Origin of the sequence: Serratia rhizosphaerae (genome assembly GCF_009817885.1) — a bacterium.
In the GTDB taxonomy this organism is placed as follows: domain Bacteria; phylum Pseudomonadota; class Gammaproteobacteria; order Enterobacterales; family Enterobacteriaceae; genus Serratia_B; species Serratia_B rhizosphaerae.
The window spans coordinates 2,681,836-2,695,308 of the sequence record NZ_CP041764.1; the positions used below are offsets into that span (position 1 = coordinate 2,681,836).

General features: G+C 61.8%; 11 protein-coding genes and 1 other RNA gene. 4 read left to right on the forward strand and 8 right to left on the reverse strand.

What is annotated here, in order from left to right:
- Positions 1-180: 180 nt before the first annotated feature.
- Both elbB and mtgA read left to right on the forward strand, forming a co-directional pair.
- A complete protein-coding gene (elbB, locus tag FO014_RS12530) occupies positions 181-834 on the forward strand; it encodes an isoprenoid biosynthesis glyoxalase ElbB (protein ID WP_160029755.1) in 654 nt (217 codons plus the stop codon).
- Positions 831-1,565 carry a monofunctional biosynthetic peptidoglycan transglycosylase gene (mtgA, locus tag FO014_RS12535; protein ID WP_160029756.1) on the forward strand — a complete coding sequence of 245 codons (735 nt, stop codon included), beginning with the start codon at positions 831-833 and terminating at the stop codon, positions 1,563-1,565. The genes elbB and mtgA overlap by 4 nt, the downstream gene beginning before the upstream one ends.
- Before the next feature lie 45 nt (positions 1,566-1,610).
- On the opposite strand, the gene dolP is transcribed toward mtgA, so the two are convergent.
- The 4 genes from dolP to FO014_RS12555 all read right to left on the reverse strand — a co-directional run bounded on the left by dolP (position 1,611) and on the right by FO014_RS12555 (position 5,288).
- The gene (gene dolP / locus FO014_RS12540; RefSeq protein WP_105232737.1) at positions 1,611-2,186 is read right to left on the reverse strand and encodes a division/outer membrane stress-associated lipid-binding lipoprotein; all 576 of its coding nucleotides are present in this window, start codon (positions 2,184-2,186) and stop codon (positions 1,611-1,613) included.
- A gap of 13 nt (positions 2,187-2,199) precedes the next feature.
- Entirely contained in the window at positions 2,200-2,790 is a 591-nt protein-coding gene (gene diaA / locus FO014_RS12545) for a DnaA initiator-associating protein DiaA (protein ID WP_160029757.1), read from the reverse strand.
- Positions 2,791-2,862: 72 nt separating this feature from the next.
- Positions 2,863-3,216, reverse strand: coding sequence for a YraN family protein (locus FO014_RS12550; RefSeq protein ID WP_201282943.1), 354 nt, complete (start codon positions 3,214-3,216; stop codon positions 2,863-2,865).
- Complete coding sequence (locus tag FO014_RS12555) at positions 3,213-5,288, reverse strand: penicillin-binding protein activator (RefSeq protein ID WP_160029759.1); 2,076 nt, start codon at positions 5,286-5,288, stop codon at positions 3,213-3,215. The genes FO014_RS12550 and FO014_RS12555 overlap by 4 nt, the downstream gene beginning before the upstream one ends.
- Positions 5,289-5,350: 62 nt before the next feature.
- Here FO014_RS12555 and rsmI point away from each other — a divergent pair, with 62 nt between their 5' ends.
- Positions 5,351-6,214 (forward strand): 16S rRNA (cytidine(1402)-2'-O)-methyltransferase, encoded by an 864-nt coding sequence (rsmI, locus tag FO014_RS12560; RefSeq protein ID WP_105232734.1) that lies wholly within the window; start codon positions 5,351-5,353, stop codon positions 6,212-6,214.
- Between the two features lie 120 nt (positions 6,215-6,334).
- An RNA gene (gene rnpB / locus FO014_RS12565) (RNase P RNA component class A) lies at positions 6,335-6,712 on the forward strand.
- 62 nt (positions 6,713-6,774) lie between these two features.
- Here rnpB and narI read toward each other — a convergent pair.
- Genes narI through FO014_RS12585 form a run of 4 tightly spaced genes read right to left on the reverse strand, consistent with a single transcriptional unit; the run spans position 6,775 to position 13,428 of the window.
- On the reverse strand, positions 6,775-7,455 hold the full coding sequence (gene narI, locus FO014_RS12570; RefSeq protein ID WP_105232733.1) for a respiratory nitrate reductase subunit gamma: 681 nt from the start codon (positions 7,453-7,455) through the stop codon (positions 6,775-6,777).
- Positions 7,452-8,147, reverse strand: coding sequence for a nitrate reductase molybdenum cofactor assembly chaperone (gene narW, locus FO014_RS12575; protein ID WP_111736313.1), 696 nt, complete (start codon positions 8,145-8,147; stop codon positions 7,452-7,454). Before narW ends, narI begins: the two co-directional genes overlap by 4 nt.
- Positions 8,147-9,691: a nitrate reductase subunit beta gene (gene narH, locus FO014_RS12580; protein ID WP_105232731.1), complete on the reverse strand. Its 1,545-nt coding sequence runs from the start codon at positions 9,689-9,691 to the stop codon at positions 8,147-8,149. Before narH ends, narW begins: the two co-directional genes overlap by 1 nt.
- Positions 9,688-13,428, reverse strand: coding sequence for a nitrate reductase subunit alpha (locus FO014_RS12585; protein ID WP_160029760.1), 3,741 nt, complete (start codon positions 13,426-13,428; stop codon positions 9,688-9,690). The genes narH and FO014_RS12585 overlap by 4 nt, the downstream gene beginning before the upstream one ends.
- Positions 13,429-13,473 lie beyond the last annotated feature (45 nt).

Below are 13,473 nucleotides of genomic sequence, written 5' to 3' on the forward strand. Positions count from 1 at the left end.
TGCTTGCGCAGGTTGTAGAAAATTCTGAAACCTCCGAGGAGGATTCCTATACATCATACAGCCAACAACATACCAAATGTAAGCGCTCTTGTTAGAAGATTCATTAAAATGTGTGATGTAGATTAGTGTTTGTCAACTTGGCGCACTAACTCATTGACAATATTGGTGAGGAGAACAGCGATGAAACAGGTCGGGGTAGTACTCAGCGGCTGTGGGGTTTATGACGGTACGGAGATTCACGAGGCGGTGCTGACGCTGCTGGCTCTGGATCGCGCCGGGGCGCAGGCGGTATGTTTTGCACCGAATAAACCCCAACTGCATGTAATTAATCACTTATCTGGGGATGAGACCGGCGAGCAGCGTAATGTTCTGGCGGAGTCGGCGCGGATAACCCGAGGCCATGTGCAACCGCTTTCTGCCGCGCGCGCCGAGCAGTTGGATGCGTTGATCGTGCCGGGTGGTTTCGGCGCAGCCAAGAATCTGAGCAGCTTTGCGACGCAGGGCGCCGAGTGCGAGGTGGATGAGGATTTGGCAATATTGACCCGCGAAATGCATAAGGCACATAAACCAATTGGTTTTATGTGTATTGCGCCGGCGCTGTTGCCGAAGCTGCTCGACCAGCAGGTCAGGCTGACGATTGGTAACGATCCCGATCTCGGGGAAGTGATTGATACCATGGGCGGAGAACCGGTGATTTGTCCGGTTGACGATATTGTGGTCGACGGCGAAAACAAAGTGGTGACGACGCCGGCGTATATGCTGGCGCAGTCGATCGGCGAAGCGGCCAGCGGAATTGATAAGCTGGTGTCACGCGTACTGGATCTGACCGAATGAGAAGAAAGGCGGCGCGCAGATCGCTGTTATCTCTTCCCTGGCGCTGGCTGAAACGCGGGGTACTGACGCTGCTCGGCCTGTGGCTGGCCGGCATTGTGCTGTTCGCGTTCCTGCCGGTGCCGTTTTCCGCCGTGATGGCGGAACGGCAGGTCAGCGCCTGGCTGCGCGGTGATTTTGGCTATGTGGCGCACTCAGACTGGGTGGCGATGAGTGAGATATCGCCCAATATGGCGTTGGCGGTGATGGCCGCCGAGGATCAAAAATTCCCGCAGCACTGGGGGTTTGACGTCGCCGCCATTGAGAAGGCGCTGGACCATAACGAGCGGCGTCCGGCGCGCATCCGCGGCGCATCGACCCTGTCGCAGCAGACGGCGAAAAATCTGTTCCTGTGGGACGGGCGCAGCTGGCTGCGCAAAGGGTTGGAAGCCGGGCTGACCGGCGGCATTGAGCTGGTGTGGAGCAAACGACGCATTCTGACGGTGTATCTTAACATTGTGGAGCTGGGCGACGGCGTGTTTGGCGTTGAAGAGGCGTCACAGCGCTATTTCAATAAGCCGGCCCGGCGTCTCAGCGCGTCTGAAGCGGCGTTGCTGGCGGCGGTGTTGCCGAACCCGCACCGCTTCAAGGCCGATGCGCCGTCGGCGTACGTGATACAGCGTCAGCAGTGGATTTTGCGCCAGATGCGGCAGCTGGGCGGCGAGGGCTTCCTGCAGGCCAATAAGCTGGATTGAGCAGAGAAAAGACGGGGTAAGGCGGGTGCCTCACCCCGTGGGGTATTACTTCACATAGGTAAAGGCGGTGGTGACGTGTTTGACGCCGCTCACCTGGCTGGCGATCTGCGCCGCCGATTGCCCTTCCTGTTCGGTCACCAGGCCGAGCAGGAACACTTCGCCGTTCTCGGTAGTGACTTTCACGTTAGAGGATTTCACCGTGTCGCTGGTCAGGATCTGCGAGCGAACCTTGGTGGTGATCCAGGTATCCGCCGAGGCGGTGCTCAGGCTGACCGGCGTGCCCTGACGGATTTCGTTATACACCTCGGTGGCGCCTTCCACGCCCATGGCGATCTGTTTGGCGCGGGCGGACAGGTCAGAATTTGGCGCCTGGCCGGTCAGCAGCACTTTGCCCTGATAGGCGGTAGCCACCACGCGGGCGTCTTTCTTCAGCTGCTGGTCTTTACTCATTGCGTTTTCGACCCGCGCTTCCAGCGTGCCGTCGTCAACCTGTGTGCCGATAGTGCGCGGATCGGTCGCGGTTTTAGTCGCCACCGCCGCGCTGCCGACCACCACTGCCGGCACGCAGCCTTGCAGCATCAGAGCGCCTAGCAGCACGGCGTAAACAGTATGAAGCTTCATTCGAACTCCTTAATCAATCGTCCTGGTGGGGAAACAGCGTATTATCAATCAGGTCGCATAGGCAGTTTACCGTCAGCATATGCATTTCCTGAATTCGTGAACTGCGGTGTGACGGAATGCGGATTTCCACGTCCTGCTGACCCAGCAAACCGGCCAGCTCCCCGCCGTCGTACCCTGTCAGCGCCACGATGGTCATATCGCGGGTGACGGCGGCTTCAACGGCCTTCACAATATCACGGCTATTGCCGCGGGGGGAAATAGCCAGCAGCACGTCGCCGGTCTGTCCGAGCGCGCGCACCTGCTTGGCATACACTTCATCATGCAACCGATCGTTGGTGATGGCGGTCAGCACCACATTGTCCGCGTTCAGGGCGATCGCCGGCAGGCTGGGCCGTTCGGTTTCGAAGCGATTAATCATGCTCGCCGCAAAATGCTGAGCGTTGGCGGCGGAGGTGCCGTTGCCGCAGCACAGGATCTTATTGCCGTTGAGCAGCGACTGCACCAGCGTCATCGCCGCCCGGGAAATGGCGTCCGGCAGCGCTTCCGCCGCCGCGATCTGGGTCTGAATGCTTTCGGTAAAACAGGTTTTGATTCTTTCTAACACGTTGTCATTATCCAGGCCGGCTGCACCGGCAACGTAGAACTTATCTCATCGGCCATGCCCTGCGGCATACGCTTAATCCGCATTGAAGGCATTGGGTATCCATTCTAACTGGCTGCCGGTGAAGGCCAACACGTCAAAACGGCAAGGCGATGTGTCGAAACTGGCGCCTCGCCCCGCCAGCCAGACGGCGGCGGCGCGCAGCAGGCGCTGTTGCTTGCGATAGGTGACGCTGGCGGCGGCATCGCCAAAGGCGGCGTTGCGTCGGTAGCGGACCTCCACAAACACCCAGGTCTGGCCGTCGCGCATAATCAGATCGAGCTCGCCGCCGCGCACCGCCACGTTGGCGGCGATGAAGGCGAGCCCGGCGCGTTCCAGGTAGCGGCGGGCCTGTACTTCATAGCCCGCCCCCTTGGTGCGTTGGCTCAGGAGGCCGGAACGATCTGACCCTGACGATATTGCAGCCAAGGCAGCTTCCTGTTGATCACGCAGTTAGACGATGCGGTCAGCGCGCCGGTGGCGCCGGACAGCTGGAACCCCGGCAGCTGACGCATTTCGGAGAAGTGGTTCGCCAGCTGCCAGGCGTCCACGCCCATGGCGTACAGACGCATCAGGGAGTAGTCGTTGCGGAACTTGGCGGCGGCCTGTCGCATCAGCTGCGGGTTGGCGCCGGCCAGCATCGGGATATCGCTGAACTGCAGGCCTTCCATTTCCAGACGGAAGTCCGGGCCGGAACCGGCCTGATAGCTGCGTGAGCTGGCGTACAGCGTCGGCTTGCCGCGACCGCTGATATTCATATCGATCATTGGCTTGATCAGCGTCAGCTGTGAGCGGTTGGCGACGATATAAACCGCGTCGACTCGGCCGCCGGTGGCTGCCGGGATATCGCTCGGCGGCGCCGGGATGGTCAGGCCGGCAACGGTGACCGACTGCTGCGCCGGAGCGCTGGCGGCCACCGGGGTGCCGGACAGGCGGATGCCGGAGCGCACCGACTGACGCAGTTCATTCACGGAGCCGATGTTCTGCTGCAGCACGGTGCCGCCGCCCTGTTTCTGCCACTCTTCGGCAAAGGCTTTGGCGACGCGGCTGCCGAACGAACCGTGCGGAACCAGCAGCAGCGGCTGACGCTTCTGCTGCGCCCAGATATGGCGGGCGGCGTCGCGCGCCTCATCTTCCGGCGACAGGGCGAAGTAGCAGACGTTCGGGCTATCCTGCGGCGTTTCCGGCTGGTTGAGCGCCAGTACGTTCAGCGAAGTGCTGGTGCTGGCCAGCTGATCGACGTTGTTCTTCAGCAGCGGGCCGACCACCAGGGTCGCGCCGTCCTGCTGCGCCTGCGTCAGCAGGGCGGACAGCGGCTGGCTGGAGGTGTCATACACTTTAATCTGCGCGTTGCTCATCTGCGGCTGTGCCGGCGCCGGCGTTGCGGCCGGGGCGCTTGGCTGCGCGGCGCTGATTGGCGCGGCGGCGGCTTCCTCTTCCGCCGGCGCGGAGGTGCTCACCGCGCCGTTGGCGTTAAGATCGCCGGACTGCGCGTCAGGCGCCGTCACCGGCTGCTCTGCGCTGCCGCCGGCCGGCTGCTCTGCGCTGCCGCCGGCCGGCTGCGCTTGCGGCTGTGGTTGAGCAGGGGGCGGGGCGTCGGCGGTGCCGTTCTTCGCCGCTTCAAAGCCTTGCTGGATGGCGTCGGCAAACACCTTCGCCTGGCCGTTCATCGGCAACAGCAGGGCGATGTTGGAGGTGGACGCCTGGGTAAGGTTCAGCGCCTGGTTCAGCTGGGTCGGCAGCGACTTGGCGGCCGGGTTTTGCGGATAGCGGTTCTGCCAGTCCTTGATGCCGGCTTTCAGCATTTCCGGATCCTGACGGTTTTCCTGATAGACGCGCAGCAAATCCAGCCAGCCCTGCAGCACATTTTCGTCGGCGTTGATCACCAGGCTGTTCATATCCTGCGGCGTCAGGCCCAGCAGGGTCTTCCAGGTCTGGTCCAGGTTATCCTGGTGCGCCTTGTCGTTCAGCAGCGGCTCCTGCGCGATATAGGCGCGGATCAGCGGCAGTGAGGCCTTGCCCTGGTTGGCGGCGATCTGCGCCTGATAGAAGCGTACGCGCTGGTTCGGCGACAGCGTGTTGTTGTCGATGCCGTTCAGCGTGTTGCGTGCGGCGCTGAGGTTTTTGCCCGCGATTTGCAGCTCGGCGCTCAGCAACTGGCGCTCCGTCTGCCGTTCGCCGCTCAGGTTCTGCGGCAGCGCGCTCAGCTGCTGGTTAGCCTGCGGCAGCTTCCCTTCGCGCAACAATGCGCGAATAGCAAGTAATTGCCAGTCAGCCTTGTTATCATCGCTGCTCTGCTGCATTTGCTGCAGATAGTAATCGGAGCTGGCGCTCGCCTCGTCCTGAATATTGGCGGGCGGAGTCTGCGGAGCCTGGCCTGGGCAGCCTGCAAGCAGCAGGGTGGCCACGATAACAGGCATAAAACGCCCTGCTTTGGTACGAACGAATTTTGAGGAAAGCATACTGTATCCAGTGATGTTTTTTTCAAGATGCTCAATATTAAATCGGCAATCCGGATGAAACAATGAATCAACACCAACAATCAGTCATTTCTGCATCAACGCTGTACGTGGTGCCCACCCCGATCGGCAATTTGGGGGATATCACCCAACGCGCGTTAGCGGTGCTGGAAAGCGTTGATCTGATCGCGGCGGAAGACACGCGCCATACCGGATTGCTGCTGCAACACTTCGCGATTAACGCGCGGTTGTTTGCCCTGCACGACCATAATGAACAGCAAAAAGCTGACCAACTGCTGGCGAAGCTGCAGGAAGGTCAAAGTATAGCCCTGGTTTCCGATGCCGGGACGCCGCTGATCAACGATCCCGGCTATCACCTGGTGCGGCGCTGCCGCGAAGCGGGCATCCGCGTGGTGCCGCTGCCGGGCGCCTGCGCCGCCACAACCGCGCTGTGCGCCGCCGGCGTCGCCTCGGACCGTTTCTGTTACGAAGGCTTCCTGCCGGCGAAAACCAAGGGACGTAAGGATACGCTGCTCGCGCTGGCAGAGGAACCTCGCACGCTGATTTTCTATGAATCCACCCACCGCCTGCTGGACAGCCTGCAGGATATGGTGACGGTGTGGGGGCCGGATCGCTACGTGGTGCTGGCGCGTGAACTGACCAAAACCTGGGAGTCGATTTACGGCGCGCCGGTCGGCGAGCTGCTGGCCTGGGTGCAGGAAGACGAGGTGCGCCGGCGCGGTGAGATGGTGCTGATCGTCGAAGGGCATAAGGCGCAGGACGATGCGCTGCCGCCGGAGGCGCTGCGTACGCTGGCGCTGCTGCACAAGGAGCTGCCGCTGAAGAAAGCGGCGGCGCTGGCGGCGGAAATCCACGGCGTGAAGAAGAATGCGTTGTATAAATACGCGCTCGAGCAACAGGAAGGGTGACAAATCGGTCAGGAACCGATTTGAACGCTGCTTGCAGCGGCCCCGAAGGGGCGAGGCCCTGTGATGGGCCGAATACAAGAAGGTTTACACTGTTGTGCCTTGAGGCGTATACTCCGCGCCGGAGTTGACCAGACAGTCGCCGCTTCACTGCCGTCCTCATTGGGGAGACAGGTGGAGGGGAGGAAAGTCCGGGCTCCATAGGGCAGGGTGCCAGGTAACGCCTGGGGGGCGCAAGCCTACGACTAGTGCAACAGAGAGCAAACCGCCGATGGCCCGCGCAAGCGGGATCAGGTAAGGGTGAAAGGGTGCGGTAAGAGCGCACCGCGCGGCTGGCAACAGTTCGTGGCACGGTAAACTCCACCCGGAGCAAGGCCAAATAGGGGTTCACATGGTACGGCCCGTACTGAACCCGGGTAGGCTGCTTGAGCCAGTGAGCGATTGCTGGCCTAGAGGAATGACTGTCCACGACAGAACCCGGCTTACCGGTCAACTCCACTCCTCTTCAAACAAACGGGCTGGCGCATTGCGTCAGCCCGTTTGCTTTTGTCACGCCGCCGGCGCTAGCGGCGCGAGCGCACCACCTGATAGCGGCGGGTGAAGTACTCCACCGGCGCACTCCAGACGTGCACCAGACGGGTGAACGGAAACAGCAGAAAGATGGTCATGCCGAGCACCAGATGGATGCGGAAGATCGGCGCGACGCCGTCCAGATGCGCCGAGGCGCCGCCCTGGAAGGTGACCACCGCCTGCGCCCAGCCCACCAGCTTCAGCATCTCGCTGCCGTCCATATGCTGGGCGGAGAAGGGAATAGTAGACAGCCCCAGCAGGCACTGAATCAGCAGAATGCTGAGGATCAGAATATCGGCGGTGCTGGAGGTGGCGCGGATGCGCGGATTAAACAGCCGGCGCACCAGCAGCATCATGCCGCCGACCAGCGTCAATACGCCACACACGCCGCCCAGCACCATCGCCAGCTGCTGTTTGACGGCGATCGGCAGGAACCAGGCGTACATCCAGTGCGGCGTCAGCATGCCGAACAGGTGGCCGAAAAAAATCCCCAGAATGCCGATATGAAACAGATTGGAGGCCAGACGCATACCGCGTTTGTCCAGCATCTGGCTGGAGCCGGCGCGCCAGGTGTATTGCCCGTAGTCGTAACGCAGCCAGCTGCCGAGCAAAAAGACCGTACCGCACAGGTAGGGGTAGATATCGTAAAAGAAGACGTTCAGAAACGGGATCATTTCGGGCCTCCTGAACCGACGTCGACATACTGCGGCGCGACGTCCTGGCTAAAGCGCCGCTGGTAACTCTGCTGCGGCGAACTGTCGCAGGCGGCGCTGTTGTCGTCGATAAATTTCACCTGTTCTTCCTCCCACACGGCGTCCATCGCCTGCGGCGTGTCGTCGCGCGTTTCCGCTGCCGCCTGTCGGCTGGCGTTATCGCTGCGCAGCGGACTGTCGGCCAGGGTCAGCAGCGCGTCAAACAGCGGCTGCCACGCCGCGCCGCGCTGCTTCAGCCGGGCGCCGAGCAGCGCCAGAATCGGCGCTACGTTCTGCAGCCCTTCCCGCGCCTGCGCGGGGGGCAGAATGCTGAGGTATTCCAGGTAGAGCGGCAGATAGTCCGGCAGTTCCCGGCAGGCCAGCTGCAGACCCTGCTGCTGATACTGCCCCATCAGCTCGACCATCGCCTGGCCGCGGTCGCGGGACTCGGCGTGCACGTGCTCAAACAGCAGCAGCGAGGTGGCGCGCCCGCGGTCGAAGATCTCGCACCATTCCGCCTGCCGATCCAGCAGCGGGGCGCTAAACAGCGTGCGGGTAAACGGCAGCAGTTCGGGCGCCTGTTGCTCGACCAGCGGCAGCACCTCGTCGGCGCAGGCCCACAGATCGTCGTCCGGGTAGTCGATCAGCAGGCCAATGACTTTCAGGATTTGCATCACTTGCCCTCCGCCTTGTCCTGCACTTCGGTGATGTTGATGGCGTCAATGCGGCTGCTGTTGAACAGGTTGAACTTGGTGTCGGAGCCGTGGCAGCCGTCGCCGAAGGTAAAGCCGCAGCCGTTGCGTTCCGGGAAGGCGTCTTCGGCCATTTCCCGGTGGCTGGTGGGGATCACAAAGCGATCCTCATAGTTGGCGATCGCCAGATAGCGGTACATCTCCTCCACCTGTTCGACGCTGAGGCCGACCTCTTCCAGCGCGCGGGTGTCCGTCACGCCTTCCACGGTTTGCGAGCGTTTGTAGTGGCGCATCGCCATCATGCGCTTCAGCGCGCGCAGCACCGGGCCGGTATCGCCGGCGCTGAGCAGGTTGGCCAGATACTGTACCGGGATGCGCAGGCTTTCCACCGCCGGCAAAATATTGCCGTTGTGCGGCAGCGCGCCGGCGTCGGCCACCGACTGAATCGGCGACAGCGGCGGCACGTACCACACCATCGGCAGCGTGCGGTATTCCGGGTGCAGCGGCAGCGCCAGTTTCCAGTCCATCGCCATTTTGTACACCGGCGACTTTTGCGCCGCCTCGATGACGTTTTGCGGGATCCCTTGTTTCAGCGCCTCTTCGATCACCGCCGGATCGTGCGGATCGAGAAATACCTCACACTGGCGCTCATACAGATCGGTTTCATGTTCGGTGCTGGCGGCCTCCTCGATACGGTCCGCGTCATACAGCAGCACGCCCAGATAGCGGATGCGGCCGACGCAGGTTTCCGAACAGACGGTCGGCTGGCCGGACTCAATGCGCGGATAGCAGAAGATGCACTTCTCCGATTTGCCGCTTTTCCAGTTAAAGTAGATTTTCTTGTACGGACAGCCGCTGATGCACAGCCGCCAGCCGCGGCACTTATCCTGGTCGATCAGGACGATGCCGTCCTCTTCCCGTTTGTAGATCGCGCCGCTCGGGCAGGTGGCGACGCAGCTGGGGTTGAGGCAGTGCTCGCACAGGCGCGGCAGGTACATCATGAAGGTGTTTTCAAACTCGCCGTACATCTCCTTCTGCATTGCTTCAAAGTTTTTATCGCGGGCGCGTTTCTCAAACTCGCCGCCGAGCAGCTCCTCCCAGTTGGGGCCCCACTCGATTTTGTCCATGCGCTGGCCGCTGATCAGGGAACGCGGCCGGGCGGTGGGCTGATGTTTGCTTTCCGGCGCGCTGTGCAGATGTTGATAGTCGTAGGTGAAAGGTTCGTAATAGTCGTCGATGCCGGGCAGGTTCGGGTTGGCGAAGATTTTGGACAGCACGCCGACGCGGCTGCCGAGGCGCGGCTCCAGTTTGCCGTTGATTTTGCGGATCCAGCCGCCTTGCCAGGTGTCCTGATCCTCCCAGTTTTTCGGGTAGCCGATGCCCGGCTTGGTCTCCACGTTGTTGAACCACGCGTACTCCATCCCTTCGCGCCCGGTCCAGACGTTTTTACAGGTGACCGAACAGGTATGGCAGCCGATGCATTTATCGAGGTTGAGCACCATGCCCACTTGTGAACGTATTTTCATTTTTTCGGCTCCTGTACCTGATCGTGACCTTCATCGTCCAGCCAGTTAACGTTTTTCATCTTGCGGATCATGATGAATTCGTCGCGGTTCGAGCCGACGGTGCCGTAGTAGTTAAAGCCGTAGGCCAACTGGGCGTAGCCGCCGATCATATGGGTGGGTTTGGGGCAGACGCGGGTGACGGAGTTGTGGATGCCGCCGCGCATGCCGGTTACCTCGGAGCCGGGGATATTCATGATGCGCTCCTGGGCGTGGTACATCATGGTCATGCCGGGCGGCACGCGCTGGCTGACCACCGCGCGGGCGGTCAGCGCGCCGTTGGCGTTGAAGGCTTCGATCCAGTCGTTATCCTCTATGCCCAGCTCGCGTGCGTCGGCTTCGCTCAGCCAGACGATAGGCCCGCCGCGCGACAGCGTCAGCATCAGCAGGTTTTCACTGTAGGTGGAGTGGATGCCCCATTTCTGGTGCGGCGTCAGGAAGTTCAGCGCTTTTTCCGGGAAGCCGTTGGGCGGCACGGCGCGCATTTTGCTGACGCTCCGGGTATCGATCGGCGGACGGTAGGCCACCAGGCTTTCGCCGAAGGCGCGCATCCACGGATGATCCTGATACAGCTGCTGGCGGCCGGACAGCGTGCGCCACGGGATCAGCTCATGGACGTTGGTATAGCCGGCGTTATACGAAACGTGTTCGCTCTCCAGTCCTGACCAGGTCGGGCTGGAGATGATTTTGCGCGGCTGCGCCTGAATATCGCGAAAGCGGATCTTCTCCTCTTCCTTATTGCGCGCCAAGTGGGTGTGGTCGCGGCCGGTAAACTCGCCGAGCGCCTGCCAGGCTTTCACCGCCACCTGGCCGTTGGTTTCCGGCGCCAGCGTCAGGATCACCTCTGAGGCGTCGAGCGCGCTGTCGATCAGCGGTCGCCCCTTGGCCGGCCCGGTAGTTTTGGTGTAATTGAGCTTGCCGAGGAACGCCACCTCGTTCTGCGTTTCCCAACTGATGCCCTTGCCGCCGTTGCCCAGCTTATCCATCAGCGGGCCGAGGGAGGTAAAGCGCTCATAGGTGGCGGGGTAGTCGCGTTCTACCGCTACGATATTCGGCGCGGTTTTGCCGGGGATCAAATCGCACTCATGGTGGCGCCAGTCCTGGATGTCGAACGGCTGCGCCAGCTCTGCCGGCGAGTCGTGCTGCAGCGGCTGCAGCACCACATCGGTTTCCTGTCCCAGGTGACCGACGCAGGTCTCGGAAAACGCCTTGGCGATGCCCTTATAAATTTCCCAGTCGCTTTTTGATTCCCAGGCGGGGTCGACCGCGGCGGACAGCGGGTGAATAAACGGATGCATATCCGAGGTATTCATATCGTCCTTTTCATACCAGGTGGCGGTCGGCAGCACGATATCGGAGAACAGACAGGTGCTGGACATGCGGAAATCGAGGGTGACCAGCAGATCCAGCTTGCCTTCAATGGCCGCCTGCTGCCACTCGACCTCTTCCGGCTTCACCTCGTCCGTTTCACCCAGCGCCTCGCCCTGAATGCCGCTGTCGGTGCCGAGCAGGTACTTCAGCATATATTCATGGCCCTTGCCGGAGGAGCCCAGCAGGTTGGAGCGCCAGACAAACAGGTTGCGCGGGTGGTTGCCGCCGCTGTCCGGTTGTTCACAGGCGAAACGGATATCGCCGGTTTTCAGCGCCTGCACGGTGTAATCGATCGGGGAAACGCCTGCGGCGTCGGCCTGCGCCCTGATGCGCAGCGGGTTCAGGTTGAGCTGCGGGGAGGAGGGCAGCCAGCCCATGCGCTCGGCGCGCACGTTAAAGTCAATCAGGTGGCCGCTGAAGCGGCCGGCGTCGGCCAGCGGGGAGAGCAGCTCCTGGGCGGTGAGTTTTTCGTAGCGCCACTGGCTGGCGTGGTTGTAGAAGAAGGAAGTGCTGTTCATCTGCCGCGGCGGGCGGTTCCAGTCCAGCGCGAACGCCAGCGGCAGCCAGCCGGTCTGCGGCCGCAGCTTCTCCTGGCCGACATAGTGCGCCCAGCCGCCGCCGCTTTGTCCCACACAGCCGCAGAACACCAGCATATTGATCATGCCGCGGTAGTTCATGTCCATGTGGTACCAGTGATTGACCCCGGCGCCGAGAATAATCATCGAGCGGCCGTGGGTTTTATGCGCGTTATCGGCAAATTCCCGGGCGATACGCTCAATATGCTGCTGCGGCACGCCGGTGATCTGCTCGGCCCAGGCCGGGGTATAGGCTTTGATCTCTGAGAAATCCTGCGCGCAGTGGGGGTCGTCCAGTCCGCGGTCCAGGCCGTAGTTGGCCAGCAGTAGATCGTACACGCAGGCGACCCGCGCTTCGCCGCCGTCGGCCAGCGTCAGGCGTTTGACCGGCAGCTGATGCACCAGCACCGGCGTCTGCGGCACGCTGCGAAAGTGCGGGTTCTCATTGCCGCCGAAGTAAGGGAAGGCGACGCCGGCCACCTCATCGTGCTCGCCCAGCAGGGAAAGCCGCAGCTCCGTTTCCGCGCCGGCTGCCAGCGGCTCCAGGTTCCATTTGCCTTTTTCACCCCAGCGGAAGCCGATGGAGCCATTGGGCGCCACCGGTTCGCCCGTCTGGCTGAACGCCACCGTTTTCCATTCCGGGTTGTTGCTTTCCCCCAGGTTGTCGACCAGATCGGCGGCGCGCAGCATGCGGCCCGGCACGTAGCTGCCGTCTTCGCGCGCTTCCAGCATCACCAGCATCGGCATATCGGTGTAGCGCCGGCAGTAGTTGAGGAAATAGTCGCTGGGGTTATCCAGGTGGAAGGCTTTTAAAATCACGTGTCCCATCGCCATGGCGAGCGCACTGTCGGTGCCCTGTTTGGGCGACAGCCACTGGTCGCACAGCTTCGCCACCTCGGAGTAGTCGGGCGTGATGGCGATGGTTTTGGCGCCTTTGTAACGCACTTCGGTAAAGAAATGCGCGTCCGGCGTGCGGGTCTGCGGTACGTTCGAACCCCAGGCGATCAGGTAGCTGGAGTTATACCAGTCGGCGGATTCCGGCACGTCGGTCTGTTCGCCCCAGGTCATCGGCGAGGCCGGCGGCAGGTCGCAGTACCAGTCGTAAAAACTCAGGCAGGTGCCGCCAATCAGCGACAGATAGCGGGTGCCGGCGGCGTAGGAGACCATCGACATCGCCGGGATCGGCGAGAAGCCGGCCACGCGATCCGGGCCGTAGTGTTTGATGGTCCAGACGTTGGCTGCGGCAATCAGCTGATTCAGCTCGCGCCAGTTGGAACGCACAAAACCGCCGTGGCCGCGTACCTGCTTGTAGCCGGCGGTTTTTTGCGGATCGCTCTGGATGGCATCCCAGGCGGCGACCGGATCGCCGTGCTGCTGCAGGGCTTCACGCCACAGTTCAATCAGGCGCTTGCGCACCAGCGGATACTTCAGGCGGTTGGCGCTGTAGAGATACCAGGAGTAACTGGCGCCGCGCGGGCAGCCGCGCGGTTCGTGGTTGGGCATATCGGGGCGGGTGCGCGGGTAGTCGGTCTGCTGGGTTTCCCAGGTGACCAGGCCGTTTTTAACATAGATCTTCCAGCTGCAGGAGCCGGTGCAGTTGACCCCGTGGGTAGAGCGGACGATTTTATCGAATTGCCAGCGCTGCCGGTAACTGTCTTCCCAGTCGCGGTTACTGTCCATCACCTGGCCGTGGCCGTCCGCAAACGTGTCGCCTTTTTGCTTAAAGTAGCGAAAGCGATCGAGTAGCTTACTCATGACATTTCTCCTGACAGGGCTGCTCACACCCTGTGGTTACACTGC

What these genes read in the sequence shown, in the direction of transcription:
- elbB (WP_160029755.1), top strand. Translation starts at nt 181, where the DNA reads ATGAAACAGGTCGGGGTAGTACTCAGCGGCTGTGGGGTTTATGACGGT.
- mtgA (WP_160029756.1), top strand. Translation starts at nt 831, where the DNA reads ATGAGAAGAAAGGCGGCGCGCAGATCGCTGTTATCTCTTCCCTGGCGC.
- dolP (WP_105232737.1), bottom strand. Translation starts at nt 2,186, where the DNA reads ATGAAGCTTCATACTGTTTACGCCGTGCTGCTAGGCGCTCTGATGCTG.
- FO014_RS12555 (WP_160029759.1), bottom strand. Translation starts at nt 5,288, where the DNA reads ATGCTTTCCTCAAAATTCGTTCGTACCAAAGCAGGGCGTTTTATGCCT.
- rsmI (WP_105232734.1), top strand. Translation starts at nt 5,351, where the DNA reads ATGAATCAACACCAACAATCAGTCATTTCTGCATCAACGCTGTACGTG.
- narI (WP_105232733.1), bottom strand. Translation starts at nt 7,455, where the DNA reads ATGATCCCGTTTCTGAACGTCTTCTTTTACGATATCTACCCCTACCTG.
- narW (WP_111736313.1), bottom strand. Translation starts at nt 8,147, where the DNA reads ATGCAAATCCTGAAAGTCATTGGCCTGCTGATCGACTACCCGGACGAC.
- narH (WP_105232731.1), bottom strand. Translation starts at nt 9,691, where the DNA reads ATGAAAATACGTTCACAAGTGGGCATGGTGCTCAACCTCGATAAATGC.
- FO014_RS12585 (WP_160029760.1), bottom strand. Translation starts at nt 13,428, where the DNA reads ATGAGTAAGCTACTCGATCGCTTTCGCTACTTTAAGCAAAAAGGCGAC.